At 74.4% G+C, this 14,254-nt stretch carries 14 protein-coding genes; 8 read left to right on the top strand and 6 right to left on the bottom strand.

The features are described 5' to 3' along the window. Positions 1-13 precede the first annotated feature (13 nt). Both ACFPZJ_RS21145 and ACFPZJ_RS21150 read left to right on the top strand, forming a co-directional pair. Positions 14-409: a hypothetical protein gene (locus ACFPZJ_RS21145; RefSeq protein ID WP_381023851.1), complete on the top strand. Its 396-nt coding sequence runs from the start codon at positions 14-16 to the stop codon at positions 407-409. Positions 410-416: 7 nt separating this feature from the next. Next, positions 417-704 carry a DUF4031 domain-containing protein gene (locus tag ACFPZJ_RS21150; RefSeq protein WP_381023854.1) on the top strand — a complete coding sequence of 96 codons (288 nt, stop codon included), beginning with the start codon at positions 417-419 and terminating at the stop codon, positions 702-704. Here the strand turns inward: ACFPZJ_RS21150 and ACFPZJ_RS21155 are convergent. Both ACFPZJ_RS21155 and ACFPZJ_RS21160 read right to left on the bottom strand, forming a co-directional pair. Beyond that, a complete protein-coding gene (locus ACFPZJ_RS21155) occupies positions 677-1,762 on the bottom strand; it encodes a GNAT family N-acetyltransferase (protein WP_381023856.1) in 1,086 nt (361 codons plus the stop codon). The two genes, ACFPZJ_RS21150 and ACFPZJ_RS21155, sit on opposite strands and share 28 nt — an antisense overlap. 26 nt (positions 1,763-1,788) lie before the next feature. Next, the gene (locus ACFPZJ_RS21160; protein ID WP_381023858.1) at positions 1,789-2,433 is read right to left on the bottom strand and encodes an HD domain-containing protein; all 645 of its coding nucleotides are present in this window, start codon (positions 2,431-2,433) and stop codon (positions 1,789-1,791) included. 47 nt (positions 2,434-2,480) lie between these two features. On the opposite strand from ACFPZJ_RS21160, the gene ACFPZJ_RS21165 reads away from it, so the two are divergent. Both ACFPZJ_RS21165 and ACFPZJ_RS21170 read left to right on the top strand, forming a co-directional pair. Continuing rightward, complete coding sequence (locus ACFPZJ_RS21165; protein WP_381023860.1) at positions 2,481-3,158, top strand: maleylpyruvate isomerase family mycothiol-dependent enzyme; 678 nt, start codon at positions 2,481-2,483, stop codon at positions 3,156-3,158. A gap of 84 nt (positions 3,159-3,242) precedes the next feature. Further along, on the top strand, positions 3,243-3,944 hold the full coding sequence (locus tag ACFPZJ_RS21170; protein ID WP_381023863.1) for a copper homeostasis protein CutC: 702 nt from the start codon (positions 3,243-3,245) through the stop codon (positions 3,942-3,944). A 209-nt stretch (positions 3,945-4,153) separates the two neighbouring features. On the opposite strand, the gene ACFPZJ_RS21175 is transcribed toward ACFPZJ_RS21170, so the two are convergent. Next, entirely contained in the window at positions 4,154-6,220 is a 2,067-nt protein-coding gene (locus tag ACFPZJ_RS21175) for a HelD family protein (RefSeq protein WP_381023866.1), read from the bottom strand. Positions 6,221-6,487: 267 nt separating this feature from the next. Here ACFPZJ_RS21175 and ACFPZJ_RS21180 point away from each other — a divergent pair, with 267 nt between their 5' ends. Beyond that, a complete protein-coding gene (locus tag ACFPZJ_RS21180; RefSeq protein ID WP_381023868.1) occupies positions 6,488-6,664 on the top strand; it encodes a hypothetical protein in 177 nt (58 codons plus the stop codon). A 70-nt stretch (positions 6,665-6,734) separates the two neighbouring features. Here the strand turns inward: ACFPZJ_RS21180 and ACFPZJ_RS21185 are convergent, their stop codons facing one another. Together ACFPZJ_RS21185 and ACFPZJ_RS21190 are read right to left on the bottom strand one after the other, a co-directional pair. Next, positions 6,735-8,390 (bottom strand): DNA repair helicase XPB, encoded by a 1,656-nt coding sequence (locus tag ACFPZJ_RS21185; RefSeq protein WP_381023870.1) that lies wholly within the window; start codon positions 8,388-8,390, stop codon positions 6,735-6,737. A gap of 624 nt (positions 8,391-9,014) precedes the next feature. Further along, positions 9,015-11,564, bottom strand: coding sequence for a helicase-associated domain-containing protein (locus ACFPZJ_RS21190; protein WP_381023873.1), 2,550 nt, complete (start codon positions 11,562-11,564; stop codon positions 9,015-9,017). Positions 11,565-11,743: 179 nt separating this feature from the next. Between ACFPZJ_RS21190 and ACFPZJ_RS21195 the strand changes: the two genes are divergently transcribed. Next, a complete protein-coding gene (locus ACFPZJ_RS21195) occupies positions 11,744-12,757 on the top strand; it encodes a hypothetical protein (protein ID WP_381023875.1) in 1,014 nt (337 codons plus the stop codon). Positions 12,758-12,809: 52 nt separating this feature from the next. Beyond that, positions 12,810-13,472 carry an HAD family hydrolase gene (locus ACFPZJ_RS21200; protein ID WP_381023878.1) on the top strand — a complete coding sequence of 221 codons (663 nt, stop codon included), beginning with the start codon at positions 12,810-12,812 and terminating at the stop codon, positions 13,470-13,472. Here ACFPZJ_RS21200 and ACFPZJ_RS21205 read toward each other — a convergent pair. Then, positions 13,451-13,699, bottom strand: a complete 249-nt coding sequence (locus ACFPZJ_RS21205) for a hypothetical protein (protein WP_381023880.1) — start codon at positions 13,697-13,699, stop codon at positions 13,451-13,453. The genes ACFPZJ_RS21200 and ACFPZJ_RS21205 overlap by 22 nt on opposite strands. 163 nt (positions 13,700-13,862) lie before the next feature. Here ACFPZJ_RS21205 and ACFPZJ_RS21210 point away from each other — a divergent pair, with 163 nt between their 5' ends. After that, complete coding sequence (locus ACFPZJ_RS21210) at positions 13,863-14,246, top strand: cold-shock protein (RefSeq protein WP_365822972.1); 384 nt, start codon at positions 13,863-13,865, stop codon at positions 14,244-14,246. Positions 14,247-14,254: the final 8 nt, after the last annotated feature.

Genomic DNA, 14,254 nt, shown 5'->3' on the forward strand with positions numbered 1-14,254 from the left:
GCACAATGGGTGCATGGAACCCATCGGCAACCCCGTCAGCCCCCTGGAACAGGCGTTGCACGCGGCACGTGCCCTGGTGCTCGCCGACCTGGTCGCGCGCGAGGTCGCCGAGGCGGACGTGGTCTCCCTGGTCGAGAAGTCCGTCGCCGAGCGGCGGTGGTGGGTCGAACAGTGGCCGGAGGGCGCCGCCTACCTGGCCGGGCTGGTCGCGCAGGACGTGCAGGACGCCCTGCTGGAGCGGTACGGCCGCTGGCCGCTGTGCTCGGTGTGCGGCTCGGGCGACCCGCACGCGCTGGACGTCGAGCCCGAACTCGGGCCCGACCCCCACTGGGTGTGCCACAAGGCGGGCGTGAAGGTCGCGGCGGTCGGGGCGCTGGGAGAGGCCACCGGCCGGGCGCCCTCCTCGTGAGGATGCGGTGACCGTCTACATCGACCCGCCCACCTGGCCCGGACACGGCCGGATGTGGTCCCACGTGATCAGCGACGTCTCCTTCGACGAACTCCACGCGTTCGCCGAGGGACTGGGCGTGCCCCGGCGCGCCTTCGAACGCGACCACTACGACCTTCCCGCCCAGCGCTACGCGGACGCGGTGCGCGCCGGAGCCGTCCAGGTCAGCAGCCGCGAGGTGGTGCGGCTGCTGCACGCGGCGGGGCTGCGCCGGCCCAAGGGGCGCGCTCAGTCCCCGGACGCGCGCAGCTCGTAGACGAACTGCTCGTCCTCCGCGGCGTCCTGGGCGACCAGGGCGAAGCCGGCGCGGGCGACGACGTTCTGCGAGGGGACGTTGGCCCGGTCGACCACCGCGGTGACGGCCCGTACGCCGTCCCGCGCCAGAGCCCACGCCGACAGCGCGCGCAGCGCCTCGGTGGCGTAGCCGTGGCCGCGGGCGTCCTCGACGAGGTCGTAGCCGACCTCGACCCGGCCGTCCTCGTCCGGCGCGCCGTGGAAGCCCATCGCGCCGACCGCGCGCCCGTCCTCGCGGCGCACCAGCGCGTACATGCCCCACTCCGGGCGCAGCACCCCGGTCTCGTACTGCTTGACCATCATTCCGGCGCCCTCCCGGGTGCCGTCGATCGGCCCGCCGGTGAGCCACTCGAAGCCGCCGTCGCCGCCCGTCGACAGGTCGATGGCGGCCGCCGGGGCGACGCCTTCGAGCGTGAGCCGGTCGGTGCGGAGCAACGGGCTGTTGTACCAGCGCCACTCGGTGACCGGCGCGCGGCCGGGCAGGTCGCCGCGGCCGGTGGCCCACAGCAGGGTCTGCCACGGGGAGGGGCCGGGCTGCACATGCGGGAAGATCCGGGTCAGGACGAACGTGCACAGCCCGGCGGGCGGTTCGTACGCCACCCCCAGGCCCTCGGCGATGTCGTGCGTGTGCAGCAGGACCTCGGCCGCGCCCATCGCGGCGAAGCCCACGCGGTCGGCGCTGCGGAAGGGGTACGGGTGGAAGGCGCGGACCCCGCGGGGGGTGGTGCGCACAGCGGCGGCGAGCAGGGCGCCGGTCGTCTCGATCACGTCCAGGATCCCGGCGTTGCCGGTGCCCTCGTCGAGGGAGATCTCGAACGGGACGTAGGCGTCCTGGGCCCGGCCCGCCAGCTGTCCCGCGTACGCGATGAGGTCGCTCGCGATGTGCGCCGCCGTCGCCCGGCAGTCCCACTCCAGCCGCCCGGCCCGCACCGTCTCCCAGTCCCGGTCCGTGACCGTCCTGAGCAGCGCCACGCAGTCCGCGACGGCCTCTTCCACCTGTGCCCCGCCCAAGTCGTGCATACGGCGAGGCTAGGCGGGCGCCGCCCTCAGGTCGACAGCATTTCCAGCTCGGCCCGCAGGTTGTAGCGGGCCGTCGCCTCCCATTGCTCCCGGCCGTGCGGGGTGTGGAAGAGCCGTGGCAGGTCCAGGAGTTGGCGCAGGACGGCGGAGCGGCCCGCGCGGAATGCGTCGGGCGGGACGAAGTGGTACTCCTCGCGGACGGCGGCGGTGTAGGCGGCGTACGAGGACGGGGGCGAGGCGAGGACCGCGAGGTCGGCGTCGCACAGGACCTGGCCGTCGGGGTCGTCTCCGGCCGGGTCGTGGCCGACGGTCAGCCGGACCAGGCGGGCCACCTCCGCCGTCTTCTCGCCGCCCAGTCCGGCCTCGGGCAGGGCGCGTTCGGCGAGGCGGGCCGAACGCTCCTCGTTCTCGGAACGGTCGGGCAGGTACACGGCGTCGTGGAACCAGGCGGCCAGACGCACCACGTCGGGGTCCGCCGCGTACCGCTCCAGGACGTCGACGTGGTCCAGCACCGCCGTGAGGTGGGCGAGCGTGTGGTACCGCCGCTGCGGCTCCTGCCAGCGGGCCAGCAGGTTGTCGGCGTACGGCACGGGGTCCGGACCGCCGGCGGCGCCCCGGGCTGCCTCCAGGGTGCGGACGAAGCGGACGCGCAGGGCTTCGGGATCGGGCATGGGGTCATTCTCCCGCCAGGTGCGTCCGGGCCCCTAGCGTGGAGTCCATGACGACTCCAGCGGATGTGTACGAGGTACGAGACCCCGAGCTGCCCGGGCGGTTGCTGACCGCCGAGCGGGACGCGTTGATCCCGTTGCTGCGTGCCAGGGCCGAGGAGGACTTCGCGCGGCCGGCCGCCGCGTGCCCGGGCTGGACGGTGCGGGATGTGCTGGCGCACTGCTCGGCCGCGCTGACGCGGGTGGTGGAGAGCCGGTTGGAGAAGGGCGTGTTCTCGCCCGAGGCGAACGACCGGGACATCGCCGAACGGGCCGGCTGGACCCACGCGCAGATCGTCGACGAGCTCGAACGCGGGATGACCGAGGCCGGACCGGTGATCGCCGAGGCGGGCGGAGTGCTGGACGCGGTCGCGCTGGGCGAGTGGGTGCACGCCGGTGACGTGCGGGAGGCGTTCGGGGAGCCCGGGGCGTACGCGGGCGACTCGCTGCCGTACGCGCTGACGCTGCTCGCCCAGGTCACCCGTGAGAAGGGCCACCTGCCGCTGCACGCCGACCTCGACGACCTGGACGAGCCGCTCCGGCTGGGCGACGCGGCGGGGGACCGGCCGCCCGCGCGGTACATCGGGGACGCGCCCACGCTGGTACGGCTGTACGCGGGGCGGCCGGTGGGCGGGGCGTCGTACGAGCTGGCGGGGGTGGAGGAGGGGGAGCTGAACATCTTCGGGTGAGGGATCCCGCGGTGGCTTCGGGGGTACGGGTGGACTAGACCTGTAGATTGGACTAGACCTGTACCGGCAACCGAAGGGGGTCCCATGAGCAAGCGTGCAGTCCTGGAGGTGATCGCCCTCGACGTCGAGGACGCGGTCGCCGCCCAGGCCGGAGGCGCGGACCGCCTCGAACTGGTCACCGACATGGCGGCCGACGGGCTCACCCCGTCGGCCGGGACCGTCGCCGGGATCCGTGCCGCGGTCGACATCCGGGCGCGCATCATGCTGCGGCGCGCGGACGGTTTCGCCGCCGGGGACGCCGGGGACGTCGACCGGCTGGTCCGCACCGTCGGTGAGCTGCGCGAGGCCGGGGCGGAGGAGTTCGTGCTCGGCTTCCTCGACTCCGACGGGCGGGTCGACCTGGACACCGTCGAGCGGGTCGTGGGCGTGCTGGACGGCTGCGCGTGGACCTTCCACCGGGCGATCGACCGGGCCGCCGACCGGGACGCGCTGCGCAAGCAGCTAGACGGGCTGCCGGGGCTGGACACGTACCTGACGGCCGGGTCGGCGGGCGGGGTGGACGACGGGCTCCCCACGCTGCTCGCCGAGGCGGAGCGGCGTGGGCAGCCGGGGTACGAGCAGCAGTTGTTGGTGGGCGGCGGGCTGCGGCTCGACCATGTGCCGGTGCTGCGTGCCGCCGGGGTCGACGGCTTCCACATCGGCGGGGCGGCCCGGCCCGGGGGCTGGCAGGCACCGGTGTCGGCGGAGGCCGTGGCGGAGTGGCGGGCTGTGCTGGACGCGTGCTGAGGCCCGGCCGAGCGGTGTCCGGCGTCGGCGCCGAGGCCGGAGGGTGCGCGACCCGGCGTCGCGGGGTGCCGCTGCGCCCACCCGTGACGCCCTGGCGGCACGCATGTCCGCAGCCGGTATCTCGGCGTTGCGGGGTTGCCGCCGCGCCCGTGCCTCCCCAGCGGCAGGCATGCCCGCAGCCGGGCCACCGCGTGCGCGACCGCGCGCAGCTAGACGGCGCGACCGTCCGCAGGCGGCTGGGTCAGCTGCGGCGGCAGAGGGGCCGCGTGGGTCACCGTCAGGCCGGAGACGGCTCGGGTCAGGGTCACGTACAGGCGGCGTAGGCCGGTGCGTTCGTCCGGTTCGCCGTCGACGATCGCGCGGGGCTCGTCCAGCACCACGTAGTCGTACTCCAGACCCTTGGCGAGGGACGCCGGGACCAGGGTCAGCCGGGTGTCGGGCGTCGTCTCCTCGCCCGGGCCGAGGTAGCCGATGCCGGCCGCCGTGAGGGCCTCGGCGAGCTCCGGGATCCGGGCGTCGGCGGCGATCAGGCCGGTGGAGCCCTCGTGGCGCAGCGACTCCCGGCAGGCGTCGACGACTTCGGCGGTGCCCGTGATCGCGCGGACCTCGAAGAAGCCCGGGTTCTCACGGATCGACGCGACCGGGGTCAGGTCCGGGGCGATGTGCGGGAGCAGCCGCGAGGCGTAGGCGATGACGTCGGTCGGGACGCGGAAACCGGCCGTCAGCTCCTCGACCACCGCCTCCGGCTTGCCCAGGTGGGCCAGCGCCTCCGGCCAGCTCCGCGTCGCCCACGGCGTGGTGCCCTGCGCGAGGTCGCCGAGGACCGTCGCCGACCCCGTGGTGCAGCGGCGGCCCACCGCCCGGTACTGCATGGGGGAGAGGTCCTGCGCCTCGTCGAGGACCACGTGCCCCAGGGAGGGGGTGCGCTGGACGAGGTCCGTGGCCTCGTCGATCAGCACCGCGTCCGCGGGCGACCACTTCGCGGACTTCACCGACCGGGCCGGTTTGGTCCACAGGATCGCTTTCCGCTCCTCCTCGGTCAGGAGGCCGTCGGCGTGTTCCGCGAGGAAGTCCGGGTCCGACAGCAGGCGCAGCACGAGCTTCGCCGGGTCGACGGCCGGCCAGATCGCCTTCACGGCCGCCTTCACCGCGCTGTTGCGGGCCACCGCGTCCTGCACCCGGTCGTCCGGCGCCTCGCCCGACCGCTCCATCTGCACCAGCACGGCGTGCGCGATGCGTTGCGGCAGGGCCTCGCGGGCGGCGCCGTACCGGATGCCGCGGTCCAGCAACTCGCGGACGATGTCCTGCAGTTCGTACGCCGGGACGCGCCAGCGGCGGGAGCCGCGCACGACCACGACCGGTTCGGTGGGCACCGTCACGTGCGCGTACAGGGCCCGGCGCAGCACCTCGGCCATCCGCGCGTCGCCCTTGACGAGCGCGGCCGCCGCGTCGTCCGTGCCGCGCACCTCCACGTGACCCACCAGATCGGCCACCGTGGCCTGTTCGACCGTCAGTTCGCCCAGCGCGGGCAGCACCTGCTCGATGTAGTGCAGGAAGGACCGGTTCGGGCCGATGACCAGCGTGCCGGTACGGGCGAGCCGCTCGCGGTGGGCGTACAGCAGGTAGGCGACCCGGTGCAGGCCGACGGCGGTCTTCCCGGTGCCCGGGCCGCCCTGGACGCACAGCGACCCGGCCAGGCCGCTGCGGACGATCTCGTCCTGCTCCGGCTGGATGGTCGCGACGATGTCGCGCATCGGGCCGACGCGCGGCCGCTCGATCTCGTGCTGGAGCAGCTTGCTGGCTGTGGCCGCCTCGGCCGGGTCGGACAGGTGCTCGTCCTCGTAGGCCGTGAGCTCGCCGCCCGTGTAGCCGAAGCGGCGGCGCAGCGCGATGTCCATCGGGTCCTTCTTGGAGGCCCGGTAGAACGGCTGTGAGACCGGCGCACGCCAGTCGATCACCATCGGGTCGCCGTCCGCGTCGTGCACATGCCTGCGCCCGATGTAGAACGACTCCCCTTCCGCACCCTCGGCCTGCTCGGCTCCGGGCGCGTGCAGGTAGTCGAGCCGGCCGAAGAACAGCGGGGTGTCGCTGAGGTCGGCCAGGGCCTTGACGCGCTCCTCGATCTGGTGGGCCAGCACCTGGGCGTTGACCCAGTTCGCGGTGACGTCGCTGATGTCGAGGGACTCGACGTCCTCCCGCATGGCGCGCAGGGCGGCCCGGGACGCGGCGAGGTGGGAGCGTTCACGGGACAGAGGATCGTCGACGGGCGTGGACACGGGGGTGCCTCCGAGGGCCGGCTGCGTGGATGGCTGCGGTTGCCGGCCGGTTTCCGAGCGGTCGGCGGCACTCCGTGAGGGAGGCGGGGAGAAGCGGGGATTCTAGGACGGCCGGCAGTGCGAGGGCCAACCGTTTTCTCCGTCCCCTAGGGGACGGAGCCGTCCTACCTGAGGGGGGTGGATCGGCCCACAGGCGTACGAGCGGGGTACGCGGGTTCGCCCCGCAGGCCGATGCTCTCCTTATGTCCGGGAATCCACCATGGGGACATGAGCGCAGCAACCATCTCCCCCGCCCCGGCACCGGCCCGGCCGTCCGGCGCGACCGGCAGCCACCGTCACCCGTTCGGCGAAGCCCTGCGAGCCGTCCGGGTGTTCGTCGGCGCCGCCTTCGACGTGATCGTCCTCGGTGAGTACGGCACGGAGGCCGGCGTCCGCCGCACGTGACCCGGCACCTTTGCCCGGACGGCGTCCGGTACGACGGCAGGACCGGCAGGACCTGCAAGCAGAGCGGGCCTCACCTGCCCGGTTCGCCCTCCGCCAGCAGCTCGTCCGCGTCCATGATCCGGTAGGCGTACCCCTGTTCCGCCAGGAAGCGCTGGCGGTGGGCCGCGAAGTCCTGGTCGATGGTGTCCCGGGCCACCACCGAGTAGAAGTGCGCCTGGTGCCCGTCCGCCTTGGGACGCAGCACCCGGCCGAGCCGCTGGGCCTCCTCCTGCCGCGACCCGAACGTGCCCGACACCTGGACGGCGACCGTCGCCTCCGGCAGGTCGATCGAGAAGTTCGCGACCTTGGACACCACCAGCACGCTGATCTCGCCCTCCCGGAAGGCGTCGAACAGCTTCTCCCGCTGCGCGTTGGACGTCTCGCCCTTGATCACCGGCGCGCCCAGGTGCTCGCCCAGTTCGTCGAGCTGGTCGATGTACTGCCCGATCACCAGGATCTGCTGGCCCGCGAAGCGGCGGACGATCGCCTCCGTGACCTTCCGCTTGGTGTCGGTCGTCGCGCAGAAGCGGTACTTCTCCTCGGTCTCGGCGGTGGCGTACGCGAGCCGCTCGGAGTCCGTGAGGTTCACCCGGACCTCCACGCAGTCGGCGGGCGCGATGTAGCCCTGCGCCTCGATCTCCTTCCAGGGCGCGTCGAACCGCTTGGGGCCGATCAGCGAGAACACGTCCGACTCGCGGCCGTCCTCCCGCACCAGCGTCGCGGTCAGGCCGAGCCGCCGCCGCGCCTGGAGGTCCGCGGTGAACTTGAACACCGGCGCGGGCAGCAGGTGCACCTCGTCGTAGACGATCAGCCCCCAGTCCCGGGAGTCGAACAGCTCCAGGTGGGGGTAGACGCCCTTCCGCTTGGTCGTCAGCACCTGGTAGGTGGCGATGGTGACGGGCCGGATCTCCTTCTTGGTCCCGCTGTACTCGCCGATCTCGTCCTCGGTCAGGCTCGTGCGCTTGACCAGTTCGTGCTTCCACTGCCGCGCCGAGACGGTGTTCGTGACGAGGATCAGCGTCGTGGACTTCGCCTGCGCCATCGCCCCGGCGCCGACCAGCGTCTTCCCGGCACCACAGGGCAGGACGACCACGCCCGACCCGCCGTGCCAGAAGTTCTCCACGGCCTGCTTCTGGTAGGGCCGCAGGGCCCAGCCGTCCTCGCGCAGCTCGATCGGGTGCGCCTCGCCGTCCACGTACCCGGCGAGGTCCTCGGCGGGCCAGCCCAGCTTCAGCAGCACCTGCTTGATCTGCCCCCGCTCGGAGGGGTGCACGGCGACGCTGTCCGGGTCGATGCGGGCGCCGACCAGGGGCGCGATCCGCTTCGAGCGCAGGACCTCCTCCAGCACCGGCCGGTCGGTGCTGGTCAGCACCAGCCCGTGCGCCGGGTGCTTGACCAGGGACAGCCGGCCGTAGCGGTCCATCGTCTCGGCGATGTCGACGAGCAGCGCGTGCGGCACCGGGTAGCGGCTGTACTCCACCAGCGCGTCCACGACCTGCTCGGCGTCATGGCCCGCGGCCCGGGCGTTCCACAGGCCCAGCGGGGTCACCCGGTAGGTGTGGATGTGCTCCGGAGCCCGCTCCAGCTCCGCGAACGGCGCGATCGCCCGACGGCAGTCGTCGGCCTGCTCGTGGTCGACTTCCAGGAGCAGGGTCTTGTCGGACTGGACGATGAGCGGACCATTCACGCGCGGCACCCTTTCGTAGGCCAGACGGCGCGGCCAAACGTCCAGTGTGCCTGATCCTTCCGTGGGCCGGGGTGGCGTGCGCCACCCGTCGTGGAGGATGTCTCTTCACCCCGGTGGGTGGCCCGGAGCGATGCGCACCGCTGCGAGCGGTCCGCTCCGCTCGTCACCGGCGAGCGCCGGCTCGGCCGCCGGGCCGAGGTCTTCCGCGGCCCGTCCGCCGCCCTGGTGGGCCGGCTGGTCCGCCACGCCGAGTCGTCCGGATCGACGGGGACAGCCACCGGACGCGCCCCGCTCCCTCAGGATCTCGGCCCCGGCGAACGCGAGCGTCAGCGCGGCCGGGGGCCGCCGAGACCTCGGGCGTGAGCGCCGCGAGGAGGGCGGCGGTGGTCACCAGCGCGGCGGCCGACACGGCGACGGCATGGGCGGGGAGCTGGGAGGGCCTGGGGAGCCGGCCCTTTCTGACCCGGCCCCGCGGGGCGTCCGGGTCCGGTCAGGACACCCGGTGGCTGCCCCCTGGCCCACGCGGAATGCGACACGCCGAGCAGGATCGCCCGCGGGTGCGAAGTCTCCGGCGCGGCCGGCAGGGCGCCCGGCGCACACCCGGACGAGTGATCCTTCCGGGCCTCAGCGGTCGCCGTCGGCGAGCTCCGCGACCCCCGTGATCCGGTGCAGCGGATACGTGCGGACCTCGTCCGCGGTGTGGTCGTACGCCGTCACGAAGCCGCCCTCGACGCGGATCGGGGCGACGACGCGCTGGCTGGCGGCGCCTTCGGCGTTGACGTAGCCGATCCACAGGGAATCGCCGGTCAGGACGGCCGCCTGCATGGTGGCCAGGGTCTCGGCGGAGGACGTGCGCGGCAGCTCGCCGCCCGCGACGGCGGAGGTCCCGGACTGCTTGCGCGGCGCGGTGGAGGCGAGGTCGCCGGCCCGGATGGCGCGGACGGCGGCGGCGAGGAGGGTGTCGTCGGGGACCGGCGGCCCGTCCGGCACCGGCTCGGGAGGCGTACGGGGCGGCGTGCGGTGGGCGTGCGCACGGGTGATCAGCACGTCGCCCTCCGCCGACTCGGCGGCCGGAGCGAAGCCCATCGCCCGCAGGCCCTCCAGCAGCCCGGCCGGGTCGGCCCGCGCGGCCAGCACGGTCGGGGCGAGGCGGCGCAGCCCGAGACCGGCGGCGCGTTTGTCGGCGAGGATCTCGTTCAGCACGGCGTCGTCGTCGCAGCGCACATAGGCCGAGGCCGCGCCCACCCGCAGATGCCCGTGGCGGCGGGCGACGTCGTCGATCAGGTACGTCAACGGCTGCGGCACCGGCGTACGGGAGTGCGCGGCGAGGAAGGCGTGCAGGTCGGCGGCGGTCTGCCCGGCGTCCAGGGCGCGCCGCACCGAGCCGGGCGTGAACCGGTAGACGGTGGCCCCGCCCTTGGACTCGACGTCGGCGAGGACGCCGAGCATGTCCGCGAGGGGCCGTCGCAGCGGGCCGGGCGCCACCGCCGTCAGGTCCGCCTGGAGCAGGACGTGGTCGAGCGGCTCGGGCAGCAGCGGCGCGAGCAGCCGGGCGGCGGTCGCGGAGGCCGTGGCCTGTTCGGCGGGGGCGAGGGGCGCGAGGGCGGGGACGGGCCGGTGGTGGACGGGCAGCTTGTCGCCGGGCCCCTCGGGCTGCTCCGGCGGTGCCTCGGGCTGCTCTGGCGGTGCCGTGGGCGCGGGCGCGCCGAGCAGGGCCCGCCCGTGCGCCGACAGCGCTCCGCGCCCCGTGACGCCCAGCAGTTCCGCCTCCGACAGCGTCCAGCGGGCGAGCCGGGCGCGCAGATCGTCGTCCTGCTGCGGCCCGCGCAGCGGCCGCTCCCACCGCAGCCGGGCCAGCACGGACTCGGCGGCCGGCGCGGCACCCTCCGGCAGCCCGGCCAGCAGCGTCAGCACCCGGTAGCGCACCTCGGGCGCCGCCGACCGGTCCAGTCCCGGCCCCAGCGCCGAGAGCGTACGGTCCTTCGCGTCCCGTCCGCCGACCAGCCCGGCCGTCCGGGTGCCGGCCAGCCAGGCCGTGGCCAGCCGCGCCCAGCGCTCGGCTGCGGGCAGTTCGCGCCAGTCGTCGCACGCCGGGGTCGCGGCGTACCGTTCGTCGGCCTCCCCGTCGGGGGCGATCAGTCCCGCCGCGTACGCCAGTTCCACCCAGAACGCGGCGACCGGCTCGGACACGTCGAGGGCGACGGCGGTCCGCTTCAGGTCCCGCACGCTCAGCCCGCCGGCCCGCAGCACGGCCGGGCCGCCCTCGTCCCAGTCCTTCAGCAGTTCCTCGACGGTCGCCAGCGCGGTGTAGGCCTGCCCGGCCGCCGTCGCGTCCACCATCTGCGGACGGTGGGTGGCGGTGGCCTCCACGGGCGGCGGCACCGGCTCGGGCGTGCGGTGCGCGCGGCCCCGCCGCAGGTGCAGCGCCACCTCGCGCGGCAGGACGACCGTCCCGGGCGCGGTCGGCAGCAGCAGCCCCCGGTCCAGCAGCCAGCGCAGCCGGGGCGCCGGATCGGCCGTGACCTGCCCGTACGGCGGCCCCCACACCAGGCGCTCCAGCACGTCGACCGAGTCGGCGGGGGCCCCCGCGAGCAGCGCCGCCATCCGCTCGCGGTCCGTGAACAGGGCGGTCAGGGCGGCCACGGCGGAGACCGAGTCGTGCGTGGAGGGCAGCCCGGCGGCGGTGACGATCTCCTGGATGCGGCCCGGGGACATCCCGGCGGTGGCCTCCTGGACGGTGGGCCCCAGCCCGGTCGGAGAGGGGTGCTGCGGGGACGGCGCGAGCAGCTCCCGTGCCGTGCGGACCAGCCGCAGCCGGTCGCCCCATACCAGGGCCTGCTCGCGCAGGGTGCCGAGAGCGCGCGGCAGGGCGGCGGCGACGGCGGGGTCGTGGTCGTCCCCCGCCATGAGACCGAGCAGGTCCCCGTACGTCGCCGGGTCCCCCGCCACGGCCAGCGCCTCCGCCGTCTGCAGCGCGAACCGGTCCAGCCGCTCCAGGGCGCGCACGACCGAGGCGCGGGTCCCGGCGCGGGTGGCGAGCTGCGTCAGGTCGGTGGGGACGGGCGTGATGAGGTCGGGGCGGCTGCGCAGGAGGGCGGCCAGGGCGTCGTCGCCCCGCGCGCGGAGTGCTTCCGCGAGGGAACGGGGGGCCGCGGGGGTCTCCTCGGTGCTCATCCGGTCCACGGTAGCGGGTGGGTACGGCGGTGGGGCCGGCTCCGTTCGCCAGGCGCGGGGCGTTCCCCGCTCCCGGCGCGCCCGGCCCTTGGTCGGCGGCCCCACGGACCCCGGGCACCCGCTCACACGCGATACCGTCATCCCACGGGTTCGAACGCGCCAACCCCCGGAGGGACTTCGTGGGGATCGAGAGCGACCAGGTCGTCTACGAGTATCTGAGCCGCGTCGGTGACGTGGCGCAGCAGCGGCAGCTGCCGTCGGCCGCCCGCATGCGCCTGGTCGCGCACCTGCGCGACGAGATCGACCGGCGCCGGGCGAAGGCACCCGTGGACAGTCCCGCCGCCGTCCGCCGCATCCTGAACCGGCTCGGCAGCCCCCACGAGGTCGTGGCCGCCGCCGAGGACTCCGCAACCGGCGGCGCGGCCCCCTCCCCGGCCGCCGCCGTCCCCGTCCAGCGCACCCAGGCCGACCGTGAGCCGAAGGAGCCCGCCGAACGCTCCAGGGGTGTGCTGCGGCGTGTCGTACCGCGTCCCCGTCCGGCCCGCGCGGAGCGGCCCGAGGAGCCGTCGCCCGCCGACGCCCCGTCCCCGCCGCACCTGGCGGCGGCGCACGAGCTCGGGGACGGCGCCGCCCAGCCGGACTGGTGGCGGGTGGACAACGGCCCCCTCGCGCTCGGCGACGACGTCCCCGGGTTCGTGGGCGGCGTGGAGGTCCCGGAGCTGCTCAAGCCTCCGCCGCGCAAGCAGGCGCCGGCGGAGGCGGTGGAGAAGGAGGCCGCCGGGGAGCCGGCGCAGGCCGTGCAGGAGCCCGTCGAGGCCCCGGCCGCGCGCCGCAGGATGCCGAGGCTGCCCGCCGGAGGCTGGAGCAATCCGCTGCTGCTGCTCGCCGCCCTGCTGCTCGTCGCGGGCGCCGTGCTCGGGAACTGGTTCGGCCTGCTGGTGGGCTGGGCCATCGCCTACACCTCGCGCCGGCTCACCCAGCCGGAGCGCAAGTGGGCGGTCATGGGCCTGCCCGGGCTCGCGGTCACGGCCGGCCTGGTGTGGCTGTGGGGCCGCACCGAGGGCCGCTGGGGAGACCCCATCCCCGAGGGGCACATGAACGACGCGGTCGCCGGGACCTGGCCGTGGGTGGTGCGGGGCGCGGCCGTGGCGTCGGCGCTGTTCCTGGTGTGGCGCTCGCAGCGGCACAGGTAGCTCACACGGGGGACAGGCCTGGTTGTCGTACCGCCTGGGCACAATGGCCCATATGGCCTTCTCGACCTTGCCCGCGCCCTCGTCCGCGCCGACCGTCGGGTTCGACCTCGACATGACGCTCATCGACTCCCGGCCCGGCATCCGCGCCTGCTACCAGGCGCTGTCCGAGCGGACGGGGACGTACATCGACGCCGATCTGGCGGTCACCCGGCTCGGTCCGCCGCTCGCGCAGGAGCTGATCCATTGGTTCCCGGCCGACGAGGTCGAAGCCGTCGCCGACCTCTACCGCGCGATGTACCCGGCGATCGCCGTCACCGCGACCCCCGCGATGCCCGGCGCCCGCGAGGCCGTCGACGCGGTACGGAACGCCGGTGGGCGGGCGATCGTCGTGACCGCGAAGTACGAGCCCAACGCCAAACTGCACCTGGCCCACCTCGGGATCGAGCCGGACGCCGTGATCGGCGACCTGTGGGCGGAGCAGAAGGCGGAGGCGCTGCGCGAACACGAAGCGGCCGTCTACGTCGGCGACCACGTGGGGGACGTGCGCGGCGCCCGGGTCGCCGACGCCCTGTCGGTCGCGGTGGCCACGGGCCCCTGCCCGGCCGAGGAACTGCGCGCGGCCGGCGCCGACGTCGTCCTCACCGACCTGACCGCATTCCCCGGCTGGTTCTCCGACCACCTCGGCGGGCCGGACTACCGCCCGGAGCGCGCCTGACGCCGTCCGGCCGCGACCGAACGCAGCACACCCGCACCGGCGATCAGGAATCCGACCGCCATGAGCATGCTCAATCCGAACATGTAGGTGGGAAAGGGCGTCGTCCCGAGGAACAGCGGGGCCACCGTGACCAGGGTGGCCACGGCACCGATGAAGAAGACGACGGCACCGGCGCGGACCAGACGGTCACCGGGCGCGGCGGAATTCGTTTGGGTTTTGTCACGCACCCGACCAGGGTAGTTCCCAGCGCGAAGGAACAACCGGGTGACGTCTTGTCACCGGCCTGAAGAGCATTAGCCTTGGAACCGGCGGGTCCCGACGGCCCGCCCGAGTGCTATCAAGAGCCGTTTCCGTAGCAGTTTTCCGACGAGTACGAGGACGAGGACAGACGTGCCTACCGGCAAGGTCAAGTGGTTCAACAGCGAGAAGGGCTTCGGCTTTCTCTCCCGCGACGACGGCGGTGACGTCTTCGTTCATTCCTCGGTCCTCCCCGCCGGAGTCGAGACGCTCAAGCCGGGTCAGCGCGTGGAGTTCGGTGTGGTCGCCGGGCAGCGCGGCGACCAGGCGCTCTCCCTGACCCTGCTCGACCCGACCCCGTCGGTCGCCGCCGCGCAGCGCAAGAAGCCCGACGAGCTGGCCTCCATCGTCCAGGACCTGACGACCCTCCTGGAGAACATCACCCCGATGCTCGAGAAGGGCCGCTACCCCGAAAGGGCCTCCGGCAAGAAGATCGCCGGCCTGCTGCGGGCGGTCGCCGACCAGCTCGACGTCTAGATCCGGTC

Origin of the sequence: Streptomyces bullii, from assembly GCF_042657145.1 — a bacterium.
Taxonomy (GTDB): domain Bacteria; phylum Actinomycetota; class Actinomycetes; order Streptomycetales; family Streptomycetaceae; genus Streptomyces; species Streptomyces bullii.